The sequence below is a fragment of the Alcaligenes ammonioxydans genome (genome assembly GCF_019343455.1).
In the GTDB taxonomy this organism is placed as follows: domain Bacteria; phylum Pseudomonadota; class Gammaproteobacteria; order Burkholderiales; family Burkholderiaceae_B; genus Alcaligenes; species Alcaligenes ammonioxydans.
The window spans coordinates 3,451,000-3,471,146 of sequence record NZ_CP049362.1; the positions used below are offsets into that span (position 1 = coordinate 3,451,000).

Sequence of the window (20,147 nt, forward strand, 5' to 3'; positions counted from 1 at the left end):
CTCACTGGCTCCCCGGACAAGTAAACCCTCGCATTTCCGCCAGACGCCATGGATTTTTGGAACTGTTGGCCACCACATCCACGACAAACTGACGTCCGCCCAGGGCAAAGGACAGGCGCTGGGCACCTGCTGGTGCTCCTGGCACGACTTGCGCCTTGTCCAGCAAGCGCAACAGCGCCCACGCGCCAGTGGCCCTTATACCCGCCCCCTCGGACTGCGGTTGGGCCTCCAGGCTGACCTGACGGCCTCCTCGCGGCCCAGGCCACTGCACTCCCATCGCTACCTGGGGGCCATGCGCGTACCGCAACACCTGCCCATCCACATCCAGAAGCACTTGCGACAGCGCCGCATCCAGTTGCACCGGGGTGAATGCCAGATCAATACGTGGCTGAGTGCTTCCGGCTGGAAAAAACACGTCACGAATCACGGCGGCACGCTGAAACGCATCCAGATAACGGAAGCTGGCCGCCGCCTGCCCGTCTATACCCGGCTTGAAACGCCAGCGCCCGCCCGACATATCCACCTGATGCATCAAATGCTCTTGAAAGAAAGCATCCATCAAGCCACCCGGTGCGAACAGACGAGCAAAGTCGTTAGGAGCAACATCCTGGCTGGATTGCCCCGCAAAGGGATAACGCCCTGCGATCGCGCTACGGCAAAACTGGCCCAAGGTGGCATCGAGCAACTGCCCCAGACTCGCTTGCGTGCGTGAGGCAATCTCGGCAGAGGCGCCTACCGAGAACTGGTCCAGCGCATCACGCAAAGGTCCGGGCAAACGCCCTGCCTCGGCCTGCAACTTGGTCAGCACATTGGACGGCGGCGGAGTTCCTGCACTGCGCAAAGCAGCATCCGAGGAGGTCAGAAAGGCATAGAACTCATCGAGCAGCTCCAACGTGCCATCAATGGGTGCAGGCGCGCCCCCCGTGCTGGAGGCCAGGCGGTGATAAGGCTCAAAGTGCTGATCCACAATCGCCTCGACCTGTTTGGCCTGAGGCTCATTACGACGGCTCCCCTCCAGACCGACCGGACCGAACATCTGTTCCAAGGCCTGGCGCGTATCGTCCAATCTCACCTTGGCCTGCGCACCCAGCGATGCTCCTTGCTGAGCATCCTCGCGCAACAAACGGGTTTGCAATGCCACTTGCTGCACCAGCTGTTTCAAGGGCGAGTCGGCCATGGACAAGGTACGGGCCAACTGAATGTTTTCCAGCAAACTGCCGCCTTGCAGCAGACGCAAATCCGCCAGATAGTCATCCCACACACGCACATAATCGAGCAGATACAGGCGGCGCAATTCCTGGCTGGCGGCCCGGCGCGCCGCCTCGGATTGGGCGGCGCCCGTGTCCAAGCCCAGAATCCAGCGATCATCCTCGCGCATCTGTCGCAACTCGCTGTCAATCCGCGGTTCGACCACCGTCCAGTACCCTTCGTAGGTGTACAAGCCGTCCACCCCTTCGGTTAAGGGCTTGCCGCTGGCACGCTGGAACACGGAAGCGGCATAAGGCCCCGCCATCCCCGCGACCGACATCGGCAACAAGCCGGGCGTGGCCGCCAACATGCGACGCATGCGGCTGTACGTGCGCTGCTCCAGGCTGATGCGCGCCAGCCGCTCCCGACTTTGCGCGATCAAAGCCTCATTACGAGGAAAGGGATTCAGTAGCAGACCGGCCTGGGTTACCGCGCGAACGTGGCCCTCCAGCCTGTCGTACTGCGACTGGGTAAAACCGGCTGGCAAGTCCTGCTTCAAACTGCCCAGCAACCAGGTCTGCAAATGGACAGCGTCATAGCGTCGCGTGTCGTAGAGCATCAGGTAAGCGCGCAAGGCCTCGTAACCATACTCCAGGTCCTGGGCCTGTTCGCTGCGCAGCACAGTTTCAATACGACGTGCCAGCAAGGGAGCCAGCAGCTTTTCCAAGGCCCGCTGATACACCGTATCCGCAGCGGCTTTCATCTTCTGGCCCTGATATAAACCCATGCGCCGCTCCAACCCCGGTGCATCCAGAGAAAACTGATCGCTTTGCGGCAACAGCGACAACATATCGAGCAAAGGCAGCAACCCTACTGCCGGCGTGGTGTCCAGCACCTGTGTCTGATCCGCTTGTTGCTGGGCCTGGGGGATACGAGTCTCTACCTGTTCCACGTAAGCGCGATTCAGGAGAACGCTGCGGCCCCAGGCCAGCCCCAACAGCAGCACACCGGCCGCCACCAGACCGTAAACCAGAAAATGGCGCAGGCGCACGCGGCGCTCCCAGCGCTCGTCCCGGCCCGCCACGCCGGCCTCCTGAAAAATCAGTTCTTTGAGCAACTGGGTCAGAAAGTAGCTGCGGCCCTGGTTCGCCACAGGCTGAGCGTGATCCGCCTGTACATCCACCTCCAGATATTCACGCAGGGGATCACGCACCTGGTCCAGGCGCACCCCGCCTTGACGCCCACTGGTGAAGTACACGCCGCGCAGCAAAAGCGGTGCCTCGAATCGGGACTGGCTAAATACCTGTTCCAGAAACTCTTCCAGCACCGGCCCCAGGCGGGCAAACTGTTGCGGAAGCAGATACGCCTCGGCGCGTACACGTTCATCAGGCTGCTCAGCCATTACTGCGGCAAGGCCACGCTCCAGGCGCTGATGCAAGGCCTCATACTCGCGCCCATAGGTGTGAGACAAGGAAAACCCCGCCTCCCGCGCACGCTCATACGGCAGGGTAAAGCCCCAGACCTGTTCCAGCTCCTGGCGGCTGCAATGATCGAAATACTCCTGAAAACCCTGGAGCAAATCCATCTTGGTGACCAGCACATAAATAGGGAACTGAATCCCGAGCCGCTCGCGCAGCTCAGCCAGACGCTGGCGCAATACCTGTGCGTGGTCGTGACGTTGCTCCGGGGTACTGGACAACAGGTCCGGCACACTGATTGTCAGCAAGGTGCCATTGATCGGTTGGCGGCGACGGTAGCGCTTGAGCAGACCCAGAAACCCCCGCCACTCCTGCTCATCACCCACCGGATCACTCTCATGGGTGGTGTAGCGGCCTGCCGTATCCAGCAACACCGCTTCGTCGGTAAACCACCAGTCACAGTTACGCGTCCCGCCCACCCCGCGCAAGGAGGTTTTCCCATAGCGTTCCGACAAGGGAAACTGCAGTCCCGAATTGACCAGTGCCGTTGTTTTACCGGCACCTGGCGCCCCGATAAAGACGTACCAGGGCAACTGGTACACGTACTGACGTGACAAAAGGGAGCGCAGGCGCCCGCCCACATGCGAGCCGAAACGAATCCGCTTGAGCAATTCGATCGCTTCGTCAAACTGGCTTTGCAATGGATGGGCAGTGACGCTCGCAGCCGCGGCCGCCGCCTTTGGCGCGGGACGGCTCAGCTGTCCCAGCAACTGCGCGTTCAAGCGGCCTTCGCGCCAACTGCGCCAAAGCAGACGCACCAGCCAGAACAGCAACACTGCCGCCATTGCTATCCAGCGTGACAACTCGGTTTCCAGCGGCCGGGTCTGACCCACCGCCAGCAAGGGCCCCAGTACCCAGATCAGCACCAGCAGGATCACGACGCCCACAAAGGTCCAGACGCCGCGGCTAAAGACCAGATTCAACAGACGTGTCATTGCCCGGACTCCTTGCTCAAGGGCACGATGGTGATTTCCACCCGGCGATTCTGGGCACGACCCTGAGCGCTGCGATTGTCGGCCACGGGCGCGGCATCGGCCCGGCCTTGAGCACGCACGCGTTCAGGCTGGCTCAACCGCTCCTGCAGCACGGCTTTTACCGAGTCGGCGCGCGCCTGCGAAAGATGAAAATTAGATGGAAAGCGCACACTGCGTATGGGCACGTTATCGGTATAACCTTCTACCAACACCAGCCCCGGCGCGGCCTCCACGCCATCGGCAATGCGTGCAATGACAGGCAGCAGCGGTGCGCGGACCTGGTCCGCTCCGGAGTCAAACAAACCGTCTCCGCGCAAGACAATGACACTGCGGTCGGCCTGGTCCCTGACGGTCAGCAGCCCCTCGGCAATCTCAGGAGCCAGCAGCTCTGCCAAGGCCAAAGGCGCAGGTGGCGTCACACTGGCTGGTTCGGTCAGCCCTTGTGTCTGCAAGGCTGGCAAGCGCAGGGCCACGATGTCCTCAAAGACCTGATCCGATTGCCGGTTGAGCAACAGGTTTGCGCCCAGATACATCAGCATGCACAGCAGCAGCGCCACGCAAACCGCAACCCAGATCGGCACCGGTAAGGGTTTGCCCACTTTTTGCGCCGGTTTGTCCCGCCAATGTGGAGACAGGGCTGCCGCCACTGTGGGACCGTACTGACGCAAGCTCAGGTAAAGACGCTGACGCACCGTCTCCAGTTGGCTCGCTCCCTGCTCATGGACGCGGTAGCGGCCTTGAAACCCCAAGGCCAGGCAAAAATACATCAGCTCCAGTAAGTGCAAATGCGCAGCCGGGCTTTGCATCAGCTTGTCCAGAAGCTGGAAGAACTTCTCTCCCCCCCAGGTCTCGTTGTGAAAAGTGACTAGCAAAGTATGCGAGGACCAGACGCCCGCCTGCCCCCAAGGCGTCAAGGCGGCTGCCTCGTCCAAGGTCGTACACAAGCAATAACGGGCCGCCAAAATGGTCTCATTGGCTACTGGTACCGCCTGTGCGCGCAACTCGAACTGACGGATTTCAGCCACCAGCTTGGCACGCAAGCCCGCCGGGTCTGCATGGTGGGTGCTACGACGAATATCCGACACCATGACCAACAAGGGGTTGGCGGCCTCCAACAGGGGATTGGCGCCTTGAGCGATATAGCGCGGTGCGTCCGCGCGCGATGGGCGCGGTTCGGGCACCGAGCCCGCGCCCCAGGAAACTGTCTCGTTCATAGCCATGCTCCGGTTCAGCGGCGTATCGCCCAAAACTCAAGTTGCAGACCAGGAAAATCTCCGGCCAGATGCAGGGCCAAGGCGCCATTGTGCTCAAGCTGACGCCATAACTCGCCACCTTTTTCCAGCTCGAAGTAGGTGAACCCGGCGTGATAGGGCAAAGCACGCGGCGCAACAGACAAGGGCTGCAAACCGATACCGGGCAATTGCAGATGGACCAGATCGCGAATGCGCTCCACCGGCCCCAGTTTCACTTGCGCTGCAAAATGCTGGCGTACTGTCTGAGCAGGCAAGTCAGCCTGTACGGCCAGAATGAAACCTGCCTGCTGCAAGAGCGAACGATCGGCAATGTGAGCCAGGCGCACGCCCTGGCCTTTATCCTCCAGCGCAATCGACACGGCCTGCTGCTCCAGCACTACGGCCAAGGCCCGGCGTAACTCCAGTACCAGGGGCAAGAAGGACTGGGCCAGATCGTCATGCAGATAGGGAGGCCAGACCAGCGGCTGTCGCCCATCCTGGGTGTAGGTGGCCAAAGCGCCATACAGCTCCATCCAGATCTGAAACAGCTCGCTGGGGTGTACATGAGCGCGCTGTTCCATGGCCCATAGGGCCGCCCGATAACGGTTGACCAGTTCCAGCATCATGAAGTCAGCCACATCGCCCTGCCCCCGCCCTCCCGGCCCCAGTCGCTGGGCCAACGCCTGGGCGCGGGCCTGCAACAAGGCCTGTACATCAGCGCTCAACACGCTCAGCCGCGCGTGCGCCTGAATGGACAGGACAGGAGCAATAAAATCAGGGTCCAGCACCAAGGAACGATCAGACCGGCGTTCCAGAATGCGCGCCACCGGCATGGCAACGCTGTCTTCATAGACCTCGGACTCCGGCAAGAGCACAGGCTGCAAACGCCCCAATTGAGACAGACAAGGCTCGGGGGACAGGCCGCTGCTGTCATACAAGTCCTGCTCGCTGACCACATAGCGCGAACGACGTGCGCTGCTCACGTCAAACTGAACTTCTGCTCGACCTGCCTGAGGCCGAGGCAACACCAACATCAGTCGCTCGGGACGCACAAGCTCAGGGGCGGTCCAGGCCGCGATCTGCATGGCGCCCGGCCTGCTGTCAAATGGCGTCCCGTCGGGCAGCAGGCCACGCGCTTCACGCAGCGCTACACTGCCCATGCTCAGGGCCTGCTCGTCAAGAATCAAGGCTTCAAAGCCCCAAAAAAAGGGCTGTGTGGCACGCCGTCCAGCCTGGGCGTAATGCTCCAGATACCGCTCCATCTGCTGAAAATGCTGGGGCCGTAAAAAAAGCCCTTCGGTCCAAATCACTTTATCCATTGAATTAATCCGTTCCACACCTATCAATCAAGCACTTGAATGGCGTTTTTGCGTAATTGCAGACTGACCTGGACGGCATCGGGAGCCGATTGCCAGAACTTGTAAATATTGGTGGTGCGCGACTCGGGCAGCGGCAGCAACACTCGCCACACACTGGCATCCAACTCGCGATAGCCCACGACAACGCCGACGGCGGTGGCCTGCAGGTCGCCCGGCCTTTTGAAGGTATGGGTCTGGCCGGGACGCAGCACGATCTGCGCGACATTGAGCAGGTCAGCTTGCAAGGCTTGTTGCGGGTCGGACTGCAGGGCAAAGAAATCCCGCGACTCAAAAGCACTTCCCGAGCGCAGCTCGAACACCAGCACCTGGACCGGAGAAGGCCGACCCGTGGTATCCGGGTTGAGCTGATCGTCCGCAGTCAGAACGATTTCATAAGGCACGGCCATGCGACTGGAGGTGGACGCGCACGCGGTCAACACGCCCAACATCAGCAGCGAACACAAACGAAGCAATCGGCAAACGGTCACGACGTCTCCTTGAATGACAATGCGCCCCATCTAAAAGCATGAATGCGACAACTTTGTTAAGGACACGGGGTGTTTCGGTGCTTACCCTTGCGCAACAACTCTTACAAAAGCATCCGCGTCATGTCATCTGGCTGTCTTTTTCCTTTCCTAGTCTTGGTGGCAAGTTCAACTTTTCTTTTTTCTGCCATGTATTTACCTGCCCGCCTGATTTCACCGGCTCTGGCCTTGTTGCTGGCGGCCTGCGCCCAGACCCCGAACAAACCGGTGGCTGTATTCAGCCCGGCTGCCGAAGCTGAGCTGGAGCAGATCCGCTCTGCCTTTCACGAAGGCGACTACACCGCCGTGATCCGGCAAGTAGGACGCTCCAGCACCTTGCCTGCTGCCGCGTCCCATCAATACAGCGAAGCCTTGAAACTGCAGGCCTTCAGCTTTTGTGTGCGCGACTACACCTTTTTGTGTGAAGAGCGTTTCAAGCAGGCACGGGTGGTGGACCCTGGTTTTAGCTTGGCCCGGGCCGAGCGCGGTCACCCCATCTGGGGGCCGGTTTATGAAAAAGTGGCGGGAGCCCAGCCATGAGCACGTCGTTAGACTGGCGTTTACACGCCGAATCCGGTGGCCCTCCCCGCCCAGTGCCTGAACCCGGTCTGGTGTGTGGCTCCTGGACGCAGGCTGATCTGGTCTTACCCGACAACAATCAGACACCGCCCGTCCTGTCTTACCTGCGACGTCAGCAAAATGTGCTGACGATTCAACGAGCCAGCGCAGACGGTCAGGTCGCCGTCAATGGCATCGAGCTGGCACTGGAGCAGGTCCAGACTTTGCACAATGGGGATCGCCTGACCTTAGGAGACATGCACTACCGGGTGGAGTCGGGTGCCCATCCTGGCACGCAGCCTGAAACGCCTTTGGCTGCGGCGCCCATGGCCGATCCTTTCGCAGACCTGCATGTTCCCGGCATGGTCCCGGTGGGCGGCCCCATGCCGGCCCCTTCGGACAAGCATCCCTTTGAGGCCGCCGCCCAACCGGGCCGCTCGACCAGCACCGACAGCCCGATTCCGGCAGTCAGCTGGCAGCCCGAATTGGGCCACGCGCCGGAATGGGTCAGCACCTTGTCGGACAAGGAAAATGCGTTCGATCTTTTGCAGGGAATGCGTCAGGCCTAAGCCTTAGCGCCGCGGATCGTGCCAATCGGGGCGGCTGTCCAGAAACAGGCACAGATCCGCTCGGTCCTGCGTGCCGGGTTTTCCCAGCCAGGTTTCCTGGCCCAGCCCCACTCCCGCCCCCAGGCCCAGATCAGGCTGTTCACTGGCATGCAGCACCAGTTGCAGTTGAACCGACCACTCCAGCCCCAGATACAGAGCCAGGCAATAGCGCAATTGCCGCCACGCCGGACGGCCCGGCAAGAAGCGTCCATAATCCTGCCGACTCAAGGGGCCAATCCGTATGCGTATGGTTTGCTGCACGTCCAGAATACGCGCCCCCAGCACGGCATTTTTCCCCAGCCCCGAACAGCTGCGGCCCAGACAGACCTGGGTTTGATCATCCAGCGCGACCCAAACCGGCACGTTCTGCTGAATGCTGACGGGCACTTGAAAATAGCTGGCCAGAAGCGCTTGCAGGGCAGGCGCACTGCGAGTTTGGGACGCCAGCGCAGGCGCCTGAAAATACACGGCATGATCGCTCATGGGAGCCGATTCGCCCTGACTCCCTACTCCAGCCAGACTGGCCAGCCAACGCGTGAAACCATCCTGATCATGTTCCAGGTCACAGACCGCCTGCGCTTGTGCCCATGCTCTGAAAAACAGCAAAAACAGACGGTGATGAAACTGGTCCAGAAAGGCCACACCGGCATGGTCACCAAAGTTGCGGCTCCGCTGGAAAAAGTACTCTGTCATGTGCAGTGGCAAAGGGCCATTGGGCCCCCACAAGCCAAAGCCTTGCACATCCAGATGCAGTTGTTCATCTTCCCAGCGCGCGGTTTGCACGCTGGAAGCCGCAAACGCCAGACTCGGCGGCTGGCCTACCCGCACCTCTTCCTGACGCGGCGTAGGCGCGGTTCCCAAGCGAGGCTGGCCCTGGGCTGCCTGCAAGGCATCAACGGCCCGCAAGACCCGAAACAGATCATGCCCAAAAGGCCATTGCTGAATGATCCGACCCAGCTCCTCCAAGGAAGCCTGTGGCTTGAGCTGCTCTTGCTCGGCCCGGTTCACAGCACCGCCCGCGTACCTGCTTGCGGCCCCCAGGCGCCCAGTTCCACTCCTGCTTCGGAACGAAATTGGGTAGAAACAAAACTGTTCAGACTGACATGGCGGGCCAGGTAACGACTGAGCACAGCGGCCAGAACAAACGGACGGCCACCGGGAAAACCACTCTGATCCAGCGTGACCTCAAAATGCACGCCACGCGCCATCACCAACGGCCCTGGCCCAGGCATGGCCCGCTGCACGGGCCGCGCCTGAACCGCCATAAGGGACGCCAGCTGGCGCAGAGCACCCGCATCAGCGCTGTCCACATGCGGAGCCAGCAAGGCACGCCAGCGATCCGCCGCCTGTATCGGGTCTGACTGCGCCACACCCAACTGGGCCAAGCTCATCTGCGCGATCAGCTCCCAGGCCTGGCGGCCTCCCGTCGAGGCCGCTCGCGGTCGGGTCAGTCCACCCAACAGGCGGATACCGGCCACAGGGGCCGACACCTGCAAACTGAAATCCGACTCAGGCGAACGAGGCAGCAGCAAAGGTAAATCACGGTTACTGCACCAGGCGGTCACACTGATCTGATTCATGCCAAAAAACTCGGACTGCTCATGCTGATTGACCAGCGAGACATAGACTTCACTGCCTACGTAACTGCTGCGTCCCCCCCAACGCTTCTGGGCATCGGACACGAGGCGCGGTTCACGGCGCAACGTGTAATAGCGGCCATATGCCCCTCCATCCTGAGCCGTACTGGCATACAAGGGGCGAAACACAACATCGTCTGTTCCTCGTCGGCCATGGCCTTGCACCCGCTCCATCAGGCAAACTTCAAAGTCCATGGGACGGGTTCTGTCCATGACCACGTGATGATCGCTTGCCTGGGGACGCAAGGCCATACGTTCACTGCGTCGACGAAACAAATTCACGACGGGCGTGCAATACAAACGCACATGGCCAGGCCCGACTCGAGCGGCCAGATCAGGCCAGGCCTGTTTCAACACAATGTGCACACTCCAGCGACGGCTTTTCAGCGCCTGCGCCCGCGCTCTGGCAATTGCGGCTTGCAAACCCCGTAGCCGCACGAAAGCAAATCGCCCCGGCAAGGCAAAGTACTCCCGCAACAAGCGATGGCCGGAGAACTCCTGGGACACCATGGGCAAGATGGCTTGATCATCTTCCAGGCCATCGTGTGTCAGGCAATCGGACATCGCTAGAAACTGCGGCGCCTCGTCCTCCATCTGCACGAATACCCCCAAGGCCTGACGCAACAAGGCATCGAGCAACACGCTGCTGTCAGACTCCGGGCCAGCCAGATGCAGGCTCAACTCATCTACCGCCAATTCTTCCAGTGTCAGGCCGCCTTGTACCGAAAAGTCCAGCCGCAAGGCCGAACGAGCCTGTGCCGCCTGTCGACTACCCAGCGCCGCCAGCGGCAGATCAGCAGCGACATCACCCAGTTGCACATGCGTCAAGGCCATGGGCCACAAAGAGACGGTATGACAGGTGGAAAACTCACAGGCGGTTTGCTCTCCAGCCGGAATACGGGAGCGCAAGGTGGTGTGACGCGGCACCGTAAAACCTTTGGCCAGCGCCCCTTCGCTCATGCTGGGACAAAACTGCACCAAGCCCATGCTGGGAGTGGGCATCAGCCAGGAAGGCTGGATCACATCCAGCAATTGCTGGCTCAGGCGGGGAAACTCCGCGTCCATCTTCAGCTGGATGCGGGCCGTCAGAAAGCTGAACCCCTCCAGAAGGCGCTCGACATAGGGATCAGCGACCGCCGTATCGTGGACACCCAGACGGGCAGCCACCTTCGGGTAGGCTTGCGCAAACTCGGCGCCCAGCTCGCGCAGATACGCCAGTTCACGATTGTAGTAATGCAAAAGCTCCGGATTCATCCCGATGCGTCACTCTCTTCAAGATCCAGTTGCCCGCTTTCCAGATCAATGCTGGTGCGCAGTAGAAATTCCTGCGGATACGGTTCACACCAGACATGGCCCTGAATACGCAGACTTAGCACGTTATGCAGATCCTGCTGGGAGCGGTGATCCAGACAATGCACCTGCAAGGTATCGGGCAAAATGCGGGGCTCGAAATGCAAAATCGCGGTGCGCAGCGCCTGTTCCACATCCAGCCACTCCACCTCGCTCATGGTCTTGCCGGCCAGCGGGCTCAAACCATAATTCAGGCAGGAGCGACGCACATGGACCAAGGCCTGCATCAAGGGAGTCGCCCCCTGATTGGGGGTATTGAGCAAATGACCCAGATCGCGCAACACCGCCTGGCGCATCTGGTACTGGCTCATGGGCTGGGGTGGCTCCCAAATCTGATCGGGCCGCTCGTCGGTCAACCGGTCCAGCAGACACGGTTGCAAGCGATCTGCCTGACCGCGCATCAGCGCGGCCCCGCGGCGTCCCGGTAAGCGAAAGCGGTCCATGGCGGCCCTACCTCTAGAAGCCAGCCCGATCAGGCCTCTTTATTCTGCTTGATATCCCAGGCCACCAGGGTTTCAGCCCCTTTGCTGCCGCGCTCGGACTGCTCCCAATATTGCTGCTTGACGCGTGCGGCCTGAAAGGAATAGTTGACCATCACACTTTCCACATCACGCTCGGCATTGAGCTGAACCGAAGTCACCAGGACTTCTTCCAGCGTAATTTTGGTGTATTCCACCTGCTCGCCACCGGCCTTGCACACCGACAGCTCCACCTTGCCCAGATGTTTGCCACTGGCGCAATGCTTCATCACCGCTGGGGCGGCCTTGTCAATGCGGGCGAGCACATGCAGATCATTGAAGTTGGCTTTGCCCTGACCGCCGCCCCCGCCCGAGCTCATGCTGCCGGGCTGGGAGGCGCCCCATGAGAACGACAGAATATCGGTCCAGTCTTTGTGGTTGGCATCTTTGGACTCGCCATTGGCGCCTTCAATCTTCATGAACATATCAACAGACACGCTTTTCTCCTTGGAGGTCGAATAAGGCCATCAAAGGCCAGGATGGAAATCAGTTCTGCTCGCCTTTCAATGACGGCAAGCGCGATACCAGTCGCAACGAAACCGTCAGGCCTTCCAGTTGGTAATGCGGGCGCAAGAAGAACTTGGCGGCGTAGTAACCGGGGTTATCGGGGACCTCCTGCACCGACACTTCAGCTGCCGCCAATGGCTTGCGCGCCTTGGTTTCCTGCGAGGAGTTGGTGGGATCGCCATCTACATAATTCATGATCCATCCGTTCAGCCAACGCTCCATATCGTCACGTTCGCGAAAGGAGCCGATCTTGTCACGCACGATGCATTTGAGGTAATGCGCGAACCGGCAGCAGGCAAACAGATAAGGCAGACGCGCTGCCAGACGGGCGTTGGCCGTGGCATCGGCATCGTAGTATTCCTGAGGTTTTTGCAAAGACTGCGCACCGATGAAGGCGGCAAAATCCGAGTTCTTGCGATGGACCAGCGGCATAAAGCCGTTCTTGGCCAGCTCGGCCTCGCGACGGTCGCTGATCGCAATTTCGGTGGGACACTTGATGTCCACGCCCCCATCGTCCGTCGGGAATGTGTGGCAGGGCAGATTCTCGACAGCGCCTCCCGACTCTACACCCCGGATCGCCGTACACCAGCCAAAATGCTTGAAGGAGCGATTGATGTTTACCGCCATGGCATAGGCCGAGTTGGCCCAGGTATACCGATCATGATTCGCGCCGTCCGTGTCTTCCTCGAAATCGAACTCATCGACGGGGTTGGTGCGTGCGCCATAGGGGAGCCGCGCCAGAAAACGCGGCATGGCCAGGCCGAGATAACGGGCATCCTCCGACTCACGCAAGCTTTGCCAGGCCGCGTATTCGGTATTGGAAAAAATCTTGGTCAGATCCCGCGGATTGGCCAGCTCCTGCCAGGACTCCATCTGCATGACCGACGGCGCAGCCCCGGCGATAAAGGGGCTATGCGCCGCAGCCCCAATGCGCGCCAGCTCGCCAAGCATTTCCACATCGGGCGGGCTGTGATCAAAGTGATAATCCCCCACCAGACAACCAAAAGGCTCACCACCAAACTGTCCGTATTCCTGCTCATAGACTTTTTTGAACAAGGGGCTTTGATCCCAGGCCACACCTTTGTAGCGCTTCAGATTGCGAGCCAGCTCTTTTTTGGTCGCAGGAAGCACGCGGATACGCAGCAGCTCATCCGTTTCCGTATTGCTGACCAGATAATGAAGGCCACGCCATGCCCCTTCCAGGCGCTGAAACTCGGGGTGATGCAGGATGTGATTGATCTGCTCGGTCATCTTCTGGTCGATCTGGGCAATCACGGCTTGAATGGTTTGATAGGCGTCCTCACTCAAGGTCACGGACTGGTCCAGGGCCTGCTCGGCCAAGGTGGACACAGCAAACTCAACCGCTTGCTGGGCCTGCTCGGTCTTGGGACGAAATTCCTGCTGCAACAGACGGGACAGCTCATCGAGCTGGGCCGTGTCACGGGTAGCGGTCAAGGTCTGGGGGGAAGTCATGAGGTAGGGCTCCTTATGCGTGGGGATCGCTGTCCTGATCGCCTTGAGACTCGTTCATTGTCAGGGCCTGGGGTGGGCGGCCAGCCAGGGCGCGCAATAGCTCCGGCTGCTCAAGCAAACGCGACAGCAGCGCTTCCGCCCCGCTTTTGCCATCCATATAAGTCAGCAAATTGGCCAGTTGGGTACGGGCTTCGAGCAGGCGTGCCAAAGGCTCGATCTGACGGGCCAGTTCGGCAGGAGAAAAACTGTCCATGGAATCAAAAGAGATTTCCACGCCCAGCATTCCGTCCCCCGTCAAACTATTGGGGACCTGCATGTTCAGCTTGGGCGCAATGGACTTCATGCGGTCATCGAAGTTATCCACGTCAATTTCCATAAACTTGCGCTCGCCCAGATCCGGCAGGCTCTCCGTGTTGTGTCCAGCCAGATCAGCCAGAACGCCCATCACAAAAGGCAGTTGCACACGGTGCTCGGCACCGTACAGTTCGACGTCATATTCAATTTGCACACGCGGAGCCCGATTGCGCCCAAGGAATTTCTGTCCACTACCCGAATTGGATTTCACAGACATCAGGTCTTCTCCAGTTGATTGATGGAATTAAGAGGCCGCCGAGGCCGCCTCGGATCGAGGCATGAAAACCTGGATCTGTTCCCAGGCGCCGGGAGCCAGATCACGAATCAGCTCGTGAAAGCCCATAGGCACCAGTTGCTGGGCGCGCCGCAACAGCAAAGGGGCGGGATGACTAGGTTCGTACTGCTCGAAATACGCCACCAGCTTGTCCAGCAGCAGCACCACTTCTTCGCGCGATGAAACATGCAGGCTCTGCCAGTTGAGCAAATCCATGGGGGGGACTGACGGACGGCCAGACGACAATGTCACCGTACTCGTGGCACTTTCCTGTATGGGTTCAGGAGCCAGCGGCGCAGACGGGGAGGTCGCTGCATCCAGGACCGCGCTGGCCGCTTCCACGGTATCCCAGGCCCCATCGAGCCGCAGCGCCCATTCCGTCTCCAGATGCTGCCGCACCAAGGCCTCCAGCTCCTGGCGGAACTGGCGTAGACGACGCAAGGCCTGGGTCTGACTCTGGCCGGCGGCAAAAGCACGACGCAATTCTTCTACCAGTCGGTCTCGCCCAGGCAGGCCAGAGTCTTTCTGCCCCCCATCCAGTACGTATCCGACTTCGCGCAAATTCAATTGACGGTGCCCCAGGCTGACCACAGGGGCTTCACGCATCAACCGCCCCAGCCCATCAATCGCCGACAAACCCGCCAGGGCATTGACACGGGGCAACGGGTCCAGCTCGCCATCTTCATACAGGCGTGGGTGGACGTACTCCCAGCCCTCTTGCAATGCACCTAACAGCCATTGGCATACGTCCACCAAGGCAGGCAGTCCACCGGTCTGCAAACGCGCCTGGGCCAGAACCACCAGCAAGCGGATATCGGCCGAGCGATCCAGCAAATCCTGCACCAGACGGACGATGCGCGTCCAATCGGGAACCTGGGCCGGAATGATGGTTTGGCCAAACTGCTGTTCACCCTGTACGTGGAGCGCCTGCATCAAGGCCAGAAAATCTGCCTCGTACTCCAGGTTCTCCCCGTAAAGAGCCTTGTCAGGCGCCACGCTCCAGGCTGGCTGCCACGGTTCCTGCATGCCTTCGACCATAGCTGTCGTCTCGAAAAACTGATTACGCAGCCAGTCTAGGAAGCGAAGGTGACACCTTTTTGACTAAAATTTTTCCTTACTTATTTTGCAAAATAGATGTATTTACGCTCTTTTTGAAGCATATAAACGCAAAAGCGCCGCCCGCAGGCAGCGCTTTTCAAACCAACACAGAGAGCGGGCAAAATCAGCTATCCAGCCCCTGCTCCTGTCGCCAATGCTGATAACGTTGCTCCAGAACCGGTCGCAGGGTCTCGTAACTGTCCCAGTCGTCGGGCACATGGTAGATAGAGGGCAGCACCTCGTCGTCCAGCGTATCCACGTAATCGTCCAGATACAGCTCGTCGTAATAAAAATCGCTGAAAGCCTTGCCCAACTCGGACATATCTTCGCTGACCAGCACGTCGTCGCAGCAGTCTTGCAACAATTGCGAGCCTTTGAGCATGTGATCGCGGCACTGGCGCACCTCGTTGGGATAGCGATCGACAAAGGTATCGGCCAGCAAACCTTTTTCCACCAGCCAGGCCAGGTACATGCCAATATGGGTGCGCCCGCCCTGCGGGCCCAGACCAGCAGGATAGTCCCCACCGACATGCCAGTCCACAGCGTCATATTTAACGGGATCAGTGTGCGTTTTCAATGTCGTACCTCCGTAGGTATGCGTAGGTTCTTGGGAAGGGGCTGGCGGGGCGCATTCTTGCCAATCAATTCTGCTCCCCTGCTCTCCATCGCCTTGTCCTTGGCCTTCTGGGTTGCGGACCGGCGTGCTCCCCCACTTTTGACTTCGACCGCCCGGATTTTGCCCGTGTTCTTGTCCTTGATCAGTATATCGATCACACGGCGGGTCAGCGGTGTTTTTGCAGATACCTGCGTACCCATCACCTCATGGCCTTCCTGCTTCAGCTCGGCCTCAACCTCGCGTTCCCGCTGCGCGCCACGACGCCGGTTGCGTTTAAGCTGCGCCCGCTTGGCCTCCCGTGCCGCCGCCTTGCGCGCCGCCTCCGGCCCGCTGCCCGAGACGCCTTTGCCGCCTTTACCGACTCCGCCACCGGCACCACCGCCACCTAGCAACAGCACTTTGAACTGGCTGGGCACCACCCGCATGCCCACTGTGTTGACGGTATTTTGCATGCTCAGGCTGGTCAGGCGGGTGGCTGGAATTCCCTTCCACAGCACATTGGGCACACAGGTAATGGAGCGCGAACGCGACATCACGGTTTGCGAGATCAAGCCCAAGGCTACACCCGGATTGTCGCCATTACTCAAGGGTATCGTCGTGAGCAGATTATGGGCAGGGCCGCCCTGCAACAAGATGTTCCACGCATTGGGGATGCCCATCAGCCCCGTCGCAAAATTGGGGTAAGGAATGGGCAACAGAGCCGGTGGCGTCTTGCAGATGTCGGGAAAGGCGATGTCCATACCGCCCCGTTGGCAATTGGCAAACATCCGGGCTCCTTACTCAAGATTCATATAACGCGCCGTCCAGCTTTCGGATTCGTGCAAAGCCGGATCATTGGGCAGGCAGCCTGCAACCTGCTCCTGTCCGGCCTTGTCCAGCAGGCAACGATGAAACTGGGTGCGTTCAAAATGCGCGCCATCCCAACGGGCCCGGCGGCAATCTGCATACGAGAAATCCGCATAACGCAGCTGGCTATGCTCGAAACGGGCCTGCTCCAGTACCGCCTGCGCGAAGTAGGCTTGCTGTAAAACCGAACCGCGAAAATCCGCCTCGGGGGCATGGGCTTGAGCCCACAGGCTTTGCGTCAGATTGGCTTGCCGCATTTGCAAGCCTTGGGCTTGCGCCTGAACAAACAACGCCTGCTCGGCCTGCACCTGGTTCAGCACGGCCTGATTCAGGATGGCAGACTTGAAATTGGTGCTGCAAAGGCGGGCGTGGCTTAGGTCCGCCTGAGTAAAGTCGGTCCCCATCAAAACACTGCCACCCAGATCCAGCCCGGACAAGTTCATGCCTTGGAAATTGCAGTCAATCGCGGTGACCCGGCTCCAGCGACTGCCTGCCAGCAGGCTGCCGCGCCAATCCAGTTCCATCACCGCCACCTCTTCCAGCCGGGTTGACCGCAAGGACAGCTCGCCAGCCCGGCAACCTGTCCAGGTACAGGCTTGCAACAAAGCCTGATCGAAATTTCCTGACCGCAGCACACAATGCGCCCAATGCGTCTCGATCCAGGCACCGCCTTGCCAAAGAGCACCCTGCAAATCGCAGTCCTGCCAGGTCACCTCACTTGCCTGTACATGTTTGCAAGACAGCTCCTTGAGTACACTGTCCATAAAAACGCAGCCGTCCAGGGTACTGGCATCCAAGACGGCCCCGCTCAGATCGCACTGGTGAAAATGGCTACCCGCCAGATTGACACCTAATGCCTTCACGCGTGGCAAGCGGCAGGACAGGAACACGGCCCCGGAGTAATCACCTGGCGGCAGATACAAGTCACTTAAATCCAGACCTTGCAATGGCTCACCCTGGCGGATGCGCAAACGCAAAACATGAGCGTCCATCAGACCGGGCCTCCCGCCGGTCCACGACGTGCGGTGCGCAGGTAGACATTCCGGCTACGAGTACGCATGTCGGTTTGCCATCCTTGCAGATCAGCCCGAAACAGATTCACCGTATCCAGCAAGGCTCCGCGCACATTCGCTCCGCCGGCCAGACTGTTGCTCATATCAACCTTGCTCAGCACGGCTTGACTGAAGTCCGCATCAATCAAAATGCACTCTCGCAAAACGGCCTGACTCCATTGCGAACCGTGCAGATTGGCACGGGATAAATCGCAACACTGGAGCTGAGCTTGTTCAAAGCAGGACTGGGATAAATCCACGCCTCGCAGATTGCTCTCTTCCAGACGCGCCCCCTGCCAGTTTGACCCTGGCATATCCAGGCCGGACACCACACTTTGGTGCCATGTACTCGCACTGCAATCTGCCACACCATCGAGCAAACCCAACAGCCAGGACGACTCTTTCAGCGTGGAGCCGCGCAAGGACAGCCCACGCAGATCACAATCCAGCCAGAGGCATTGCTGCAGCTGGCAATCCTGATACCTCACCCCAGACAAGCGCGAGCGCATCAAATACTGCACTTCCTGCAACTGGGAGGACTCGAACGTACAGCGCAGCATATCCACATCCAGCCATTCCTGTTCCTGCAAATGGGACTGCTGAAACAGCACATCCTGCCAACTGGATTCGCGGGGTTGCCAACGTATCGCCTGCACGTGACGAAACTGCACCGACTGCAAGACCGCTGCGCTGAAATCCACATCATCCAACTGGGACTGGGTGAACTGCACCTGCTCCAGGCGAGCCCGCACAAAACTCGCCCCTGAGCAATCCGCCCCCGCAAATGTGCCTTCTGTCAGAACGGCATCGTTAAAGCAGGTGCCCACACAGCGCACACCGGAAAAGTCGAAACCCTGCAAATGCAGGCCGCTCAAATCCAGACCGGAAAGATTCCGCGTTCCTGCCAAAATCAGTTCCACGCGCCTGCGCAAACGCTGTTGCCTCAGCTCGGAGACCAGCATGGCATCGCCATAGGCTTGCATGGCCTGCCTGGCCTGTTCGACAGGCTTGGCCAGCACCCCGGATACCGCAGCGTTATCACTACCCATCCTATCGAGTTCATCTAAAAGGTGTTGGGTTTCCCGGGCAGCAACCCGATAAGCCGCCTTGTCCTGAAAAGGGGATTGGCGCTGCATATCCTGCACCTGCTCCATGCCCGCAGCCAGTTTCTGACGCGCATCCCACAGCTGACGATTGGACTGACGCACTTCCTGCACCCAGTCTGTCCGGTCTATATCCATAGGCTTGGGAGGCCCTGCCTGTGTCAGCGAAAAAAAGTCATCTTGCCAGGCGGGGTGAGCTTGCGCCGCCTCCTGCGCCCACCGCTCCAGACGCGTGCGCATCGTCAATGACAAGGGATCGTCCGGGCTGCTTAGCACCTCACCCAGGGGGGCACAGCAAGTCTGGGGCAGCAAGTCTTGATCGCGCAAGGCAAACAGGCCAGCCTGATCTCCTTCGCTGCGCAAGTGCAGCACGCGCTCATAATGATCCTGGCCGCGAGCTTGTCCTGCCAGCTCCACTGCGGGCATTAACAAACTTACATCTTGAGCCTGCGCATCCTGCACGGACACACTTCCCTGATACAGCAGCAACATGTGGCCCAGGTCCGGAAAAAACCAGACTGTGGTGTGCAGCAGATCCAGCTTTTGCAATCCGGGGACCCGACGATCCTGATACCAGCACATGGCTTGCCACTGCGGCAAGGTGCCGCACCACTGGGGTCGTTGTGCATGCAGATGGTGTAGCTCCCACGTACTGTCTGCAGGCCAGTGGCTCTGCCTGGGCCACCACTGATCTGGCTCCGCCGTGTTGAAAAAATGCGGGTCCAGGCTGTCGAGCATCATGCCCGGATCATGTTGCAACCAGGCGGGATCATAATGACCGGCCAAACGAAAACGTCGTGGTCGCAACGGAGAGACGGGCCCCAAACCGGCCGGGCTGCCTTGCTGACCAGAACGATGCAAACGCCCCTCCCAGGGTTCGACCTGAGGCAACGTCAGCGGCTCTCCAGGAGCGGCAAGCTCCATCCCCATGCCTGCCGGATTATCGGGATACTGCGGCCCTCCCCAGCTACGGCTACCATCCAAGGGCACACGCGTAAAAGGCGCTGCCTCGCCGGGCCTGCCTTGACGCCATTGGCGTCGCCCGAACACGGCCAGCCTCTTTTCAATGGGGCCGACACGGGCTTGAACCACCAGTTGCGAGACCTCTTGCCCATGCGGAGCACAGGCATGTCCCGATACCAGAAACTCCGCGCAAGGCTTGGGTAAAGCCAGATCCACCACCTCATCGTCCAAGATCAGGCTCGACACCCCCTGCCACATGCGTGCATCAGTGCTTAATAAATGCGGCGCATCCATCGAGCACCAGGCCTGGACTGAAACACCCAACGCATGCTGACCACGCCAGCTCCAGGGACGCGCCAAAACACCCAAGCGCAATGGCTTGACTAGGCGCATATGAACTCCTTAGCCATGTTTGCTGGTCCGATCATTGTTTCTG

Annotated in this window: 17 protein-coding genes; 2 read left to right on the forward strand and 15 right to left on the reverse strand. The window is 59.8% G+C overall.

The window, feature by feature from the left end; all coding sequences use genetic code 11:
- Nucleotide 1 precedes the first annotated feature (1 nt).
- The 4 genes from tssM to tssJ are packed head-to-tail and all read right to left on the reverse strand — an operon-like array spanning nucleotide 2 to nucleotide 6,718.
- Entirely contained in the window at nucleotides 2-3,601 is a 3,600-nt protein-coding gene (gene tssM, locus FE795_RS15735) for a type VI secretion system membrane subunit TssM (RefSeq protein WP_219235287.1), read from the reverse strand.
- Nucleotides 3,598-4,854: a DotU family type VI secretion system protein gene (locus FE795_RS15740; protein WP_219235289.1), complete on the reverse strand. Its 1,257-nt coding sequence runs from the start codon at nucleotides 4,852-4,854 to the stop codon at nucleotides 3,598-3,600. Before FE795_RS15740 ends, tssM begins: the two co-directional genes overlap by 4 nt.
- A gap of 14 nt (nucleotides 4,855-4,868) precedes the next feature.
- Nucleotides 4,869-6,191, reverse strand: a complete 1,323-nt coding sequence (gene tssK, locus FE795_RS15745; protein ID WP_219235291.1) for a type VI secretion system baseplate subunit TssK — start codon at nucleotides 6,189-6,191, stop codon at nucleotides 4,869-4,871.
- A 23-nt stretch (nucleotides 6,192-6,214) separates the two neighbouring features.
- Nucleotides 6,215-6,718: a type VI secretion system lipoprotein TssJ gene (gene tssJ, locus FE795_RS15750; protein ID WP_230406223.1), complete on the reverse strand. Its 504-nt coding sequence runs from the start codon at nucleotides 6,716-6,718 to the stop codon at nucleotides 6,215-6,217.
- 186 nt (nucleotides 6,719-6,904) lie between these two features.
- On the opposite strand from tssJ, the gene FE795_RS15755 reads away from it, so the two are divergent.
- Nucleotides 6,905-7,294 (forward strand): TssQ family T6SS-associated lipoprotein, encoded by a 390-nt coding sequence (locus FE795_RS15755; RefSeq protein WP_219235293.1) that lies wholly within the window; start codon nucleotides 6,905-6,907, stop codon nucleotides 7,292-7,294.
- Entirely contained in the window at nucleotides 7,291-7,881 is a 591-nt protein-coding gene (locus tag FE795_RS15760) for an FHA domain-containing protein (protein WP_219235295.1), read from the forward strand. Before FE795_RS15755 ends, FE795_RS15760 begins: the two co-directional genes overlap by 4 nt.
- 3 nt (nucleotides 7,882-7,884) lie before the next feature.
- Here the strand turns inward: FE795_RS15760 and tssG are convergent, their stop codons facing one another.
- From tssG to FE795_RS15815, 11 genes are all read right to left on the reverse strand, one after another.
- Nucleotides 7,885-8,928 carry a type VI secretion system baseplate subunit TssG gene (gene tssG, locus FE795_RS15765; protein ID WP_003805472.1) on the reverse strand — a complete coding sequence of 348 codons (1,044 nt, stop codon included), beginning with the start codon at nucleotides 8,926-8,928 and terminating at the stop codon, nucleotides 7,885-7,887.
- The gene (gene tssF / locus FE795_RS15770; protein WP_059318144.1) at nucleotides 8,925-10,811 is read right to left on the reverse strand and encodes a type VI secretion system baseplate subunit TssF; all 1,887 of its coding nucleotides are present in this window, start codon (nucleotides 10,809-10,811) and stop codon (nucleotides 8,925-8,927) included. Before tssF ends, tssG begins: the two co-directional genes overlap by 4 nt.
- Nucleotides 10,808-11,350, reverse strand: coding sequence for a type VI secretion system baseplate subunit TssE (gene tssE, locus FE795_RS15775; protein ID WP_131071030.1), 543 nt, complete (start codon nucleotides 11,348-11,350; stop codon nucleotides 10,808-10,810). The genes tssF and tssE overlap by 4 nt, the downstream gene beginning before the upstream one ends.
- Nucleotides 11,351-11,379: 29 nt before the next feature.
- Entirely contained in the window at nucleotides 11,380-11,862 is a 483-nt protein-coding gene (locus FE795_RS15780; protein ID WP_003805467.1) for an Hcp family type VI secretion system effector, read from the reverse strand.
- A 49-nt stretch (nucleotides 11,863-11,911) separates the two neighbouring features.
- Nucleotides 11,912-13,405, reverse strand: coding sequence for a type VI secretion system contractile sheath large subunit (gene tssC / locus FE795_RS15785; RefSeq protein WP_003805465.1), 1,494 nt, complete (start codon nucleotides 13,403-13,405; stop codon nucleotides 11,912-11,914).
- A gap of 13 nt (nucleotides 13,406-13,418) precedes the next feature.
- Nucleotides 13,419-13,976, reverse strand: a complete 558-nt coding sequence (gene tssB, locus FE795_RS15790) for a type VI secretion system contractile sheath small subunit (protein ID WP_219235297.1) — start codon at nucleotides 13,974-13,976, stop codon at nucleotides 13,419-13,421.
- A gap of 27 nt (nucleotides 13,977-14,003) precedes the next feature.
- Nucleotides 14,004-15,071 carry a type VI secretion system protein TssA gene (locus FE795_RS15795; RefSeq protein WP_219235299.1) on the reverse strand — a complete coding sequence of 356 codons (1,068 nt, stop codon included), beginning with the start codon at nucleotides 15,069-15,071 and terminating at the stop codon, nucleotides 14,004-14,006.
- Nucleotides 15,072-15,255: 184 nt separating this feature from the next.
- Entirely contained in the window at nucleotides 15,256-15,708 is a 453-nt protein-coding gene (locus tag FE795_RS15800; RefSeq protein ID WP_131071031.1) for a DUF7832 domain-containing protein, read from the reverse strand.
- Nucleotides 15,705-16,514: a DUF4150 domain-containing protein gene (locus FE795_RS15805; protein ID WP_165477531.1), complete on the reverse strand. Its 810-nt coding sequence runs from the start codon at nucleotides 16,512-16,514 to the stop codon at nucleotides 15,705-15,707. Before FE795_RS15805 ends, FE795_RS15800 begins: the two co-directional genes overlap by 4 nt.
- A gap of 9 nt (nucleotides 16,515-16,523) precedes the next feature.
- A complete protein-coding gene (locus tag FE795_RS15810; protein ID WP_219235301.1) occupies nucleotides 16,524-17,585 on the reverse strand; it encodes a pentapeptide repeat-containing protein in 1,062 nt (353 codons plus the stop codon).
- Nucleotides 17,585-20,104, reverse strand: coding sequence for a DUF2169 family type VI secretion system accessory protein (locus tag FE795_RS15815; protein ID WP_219235303.1), 2,520 nt, complete (start codon nucleotides 20,102-20,104; stop codon nucleotides 17,585-17,587). Before FE795_RS15815 ends, FE795_RS15810 begins: the two co-directional genes overlap by 1 nt.
- Nucleotides 20,105-20,147 lie beyond the last annotated feature (43 nt).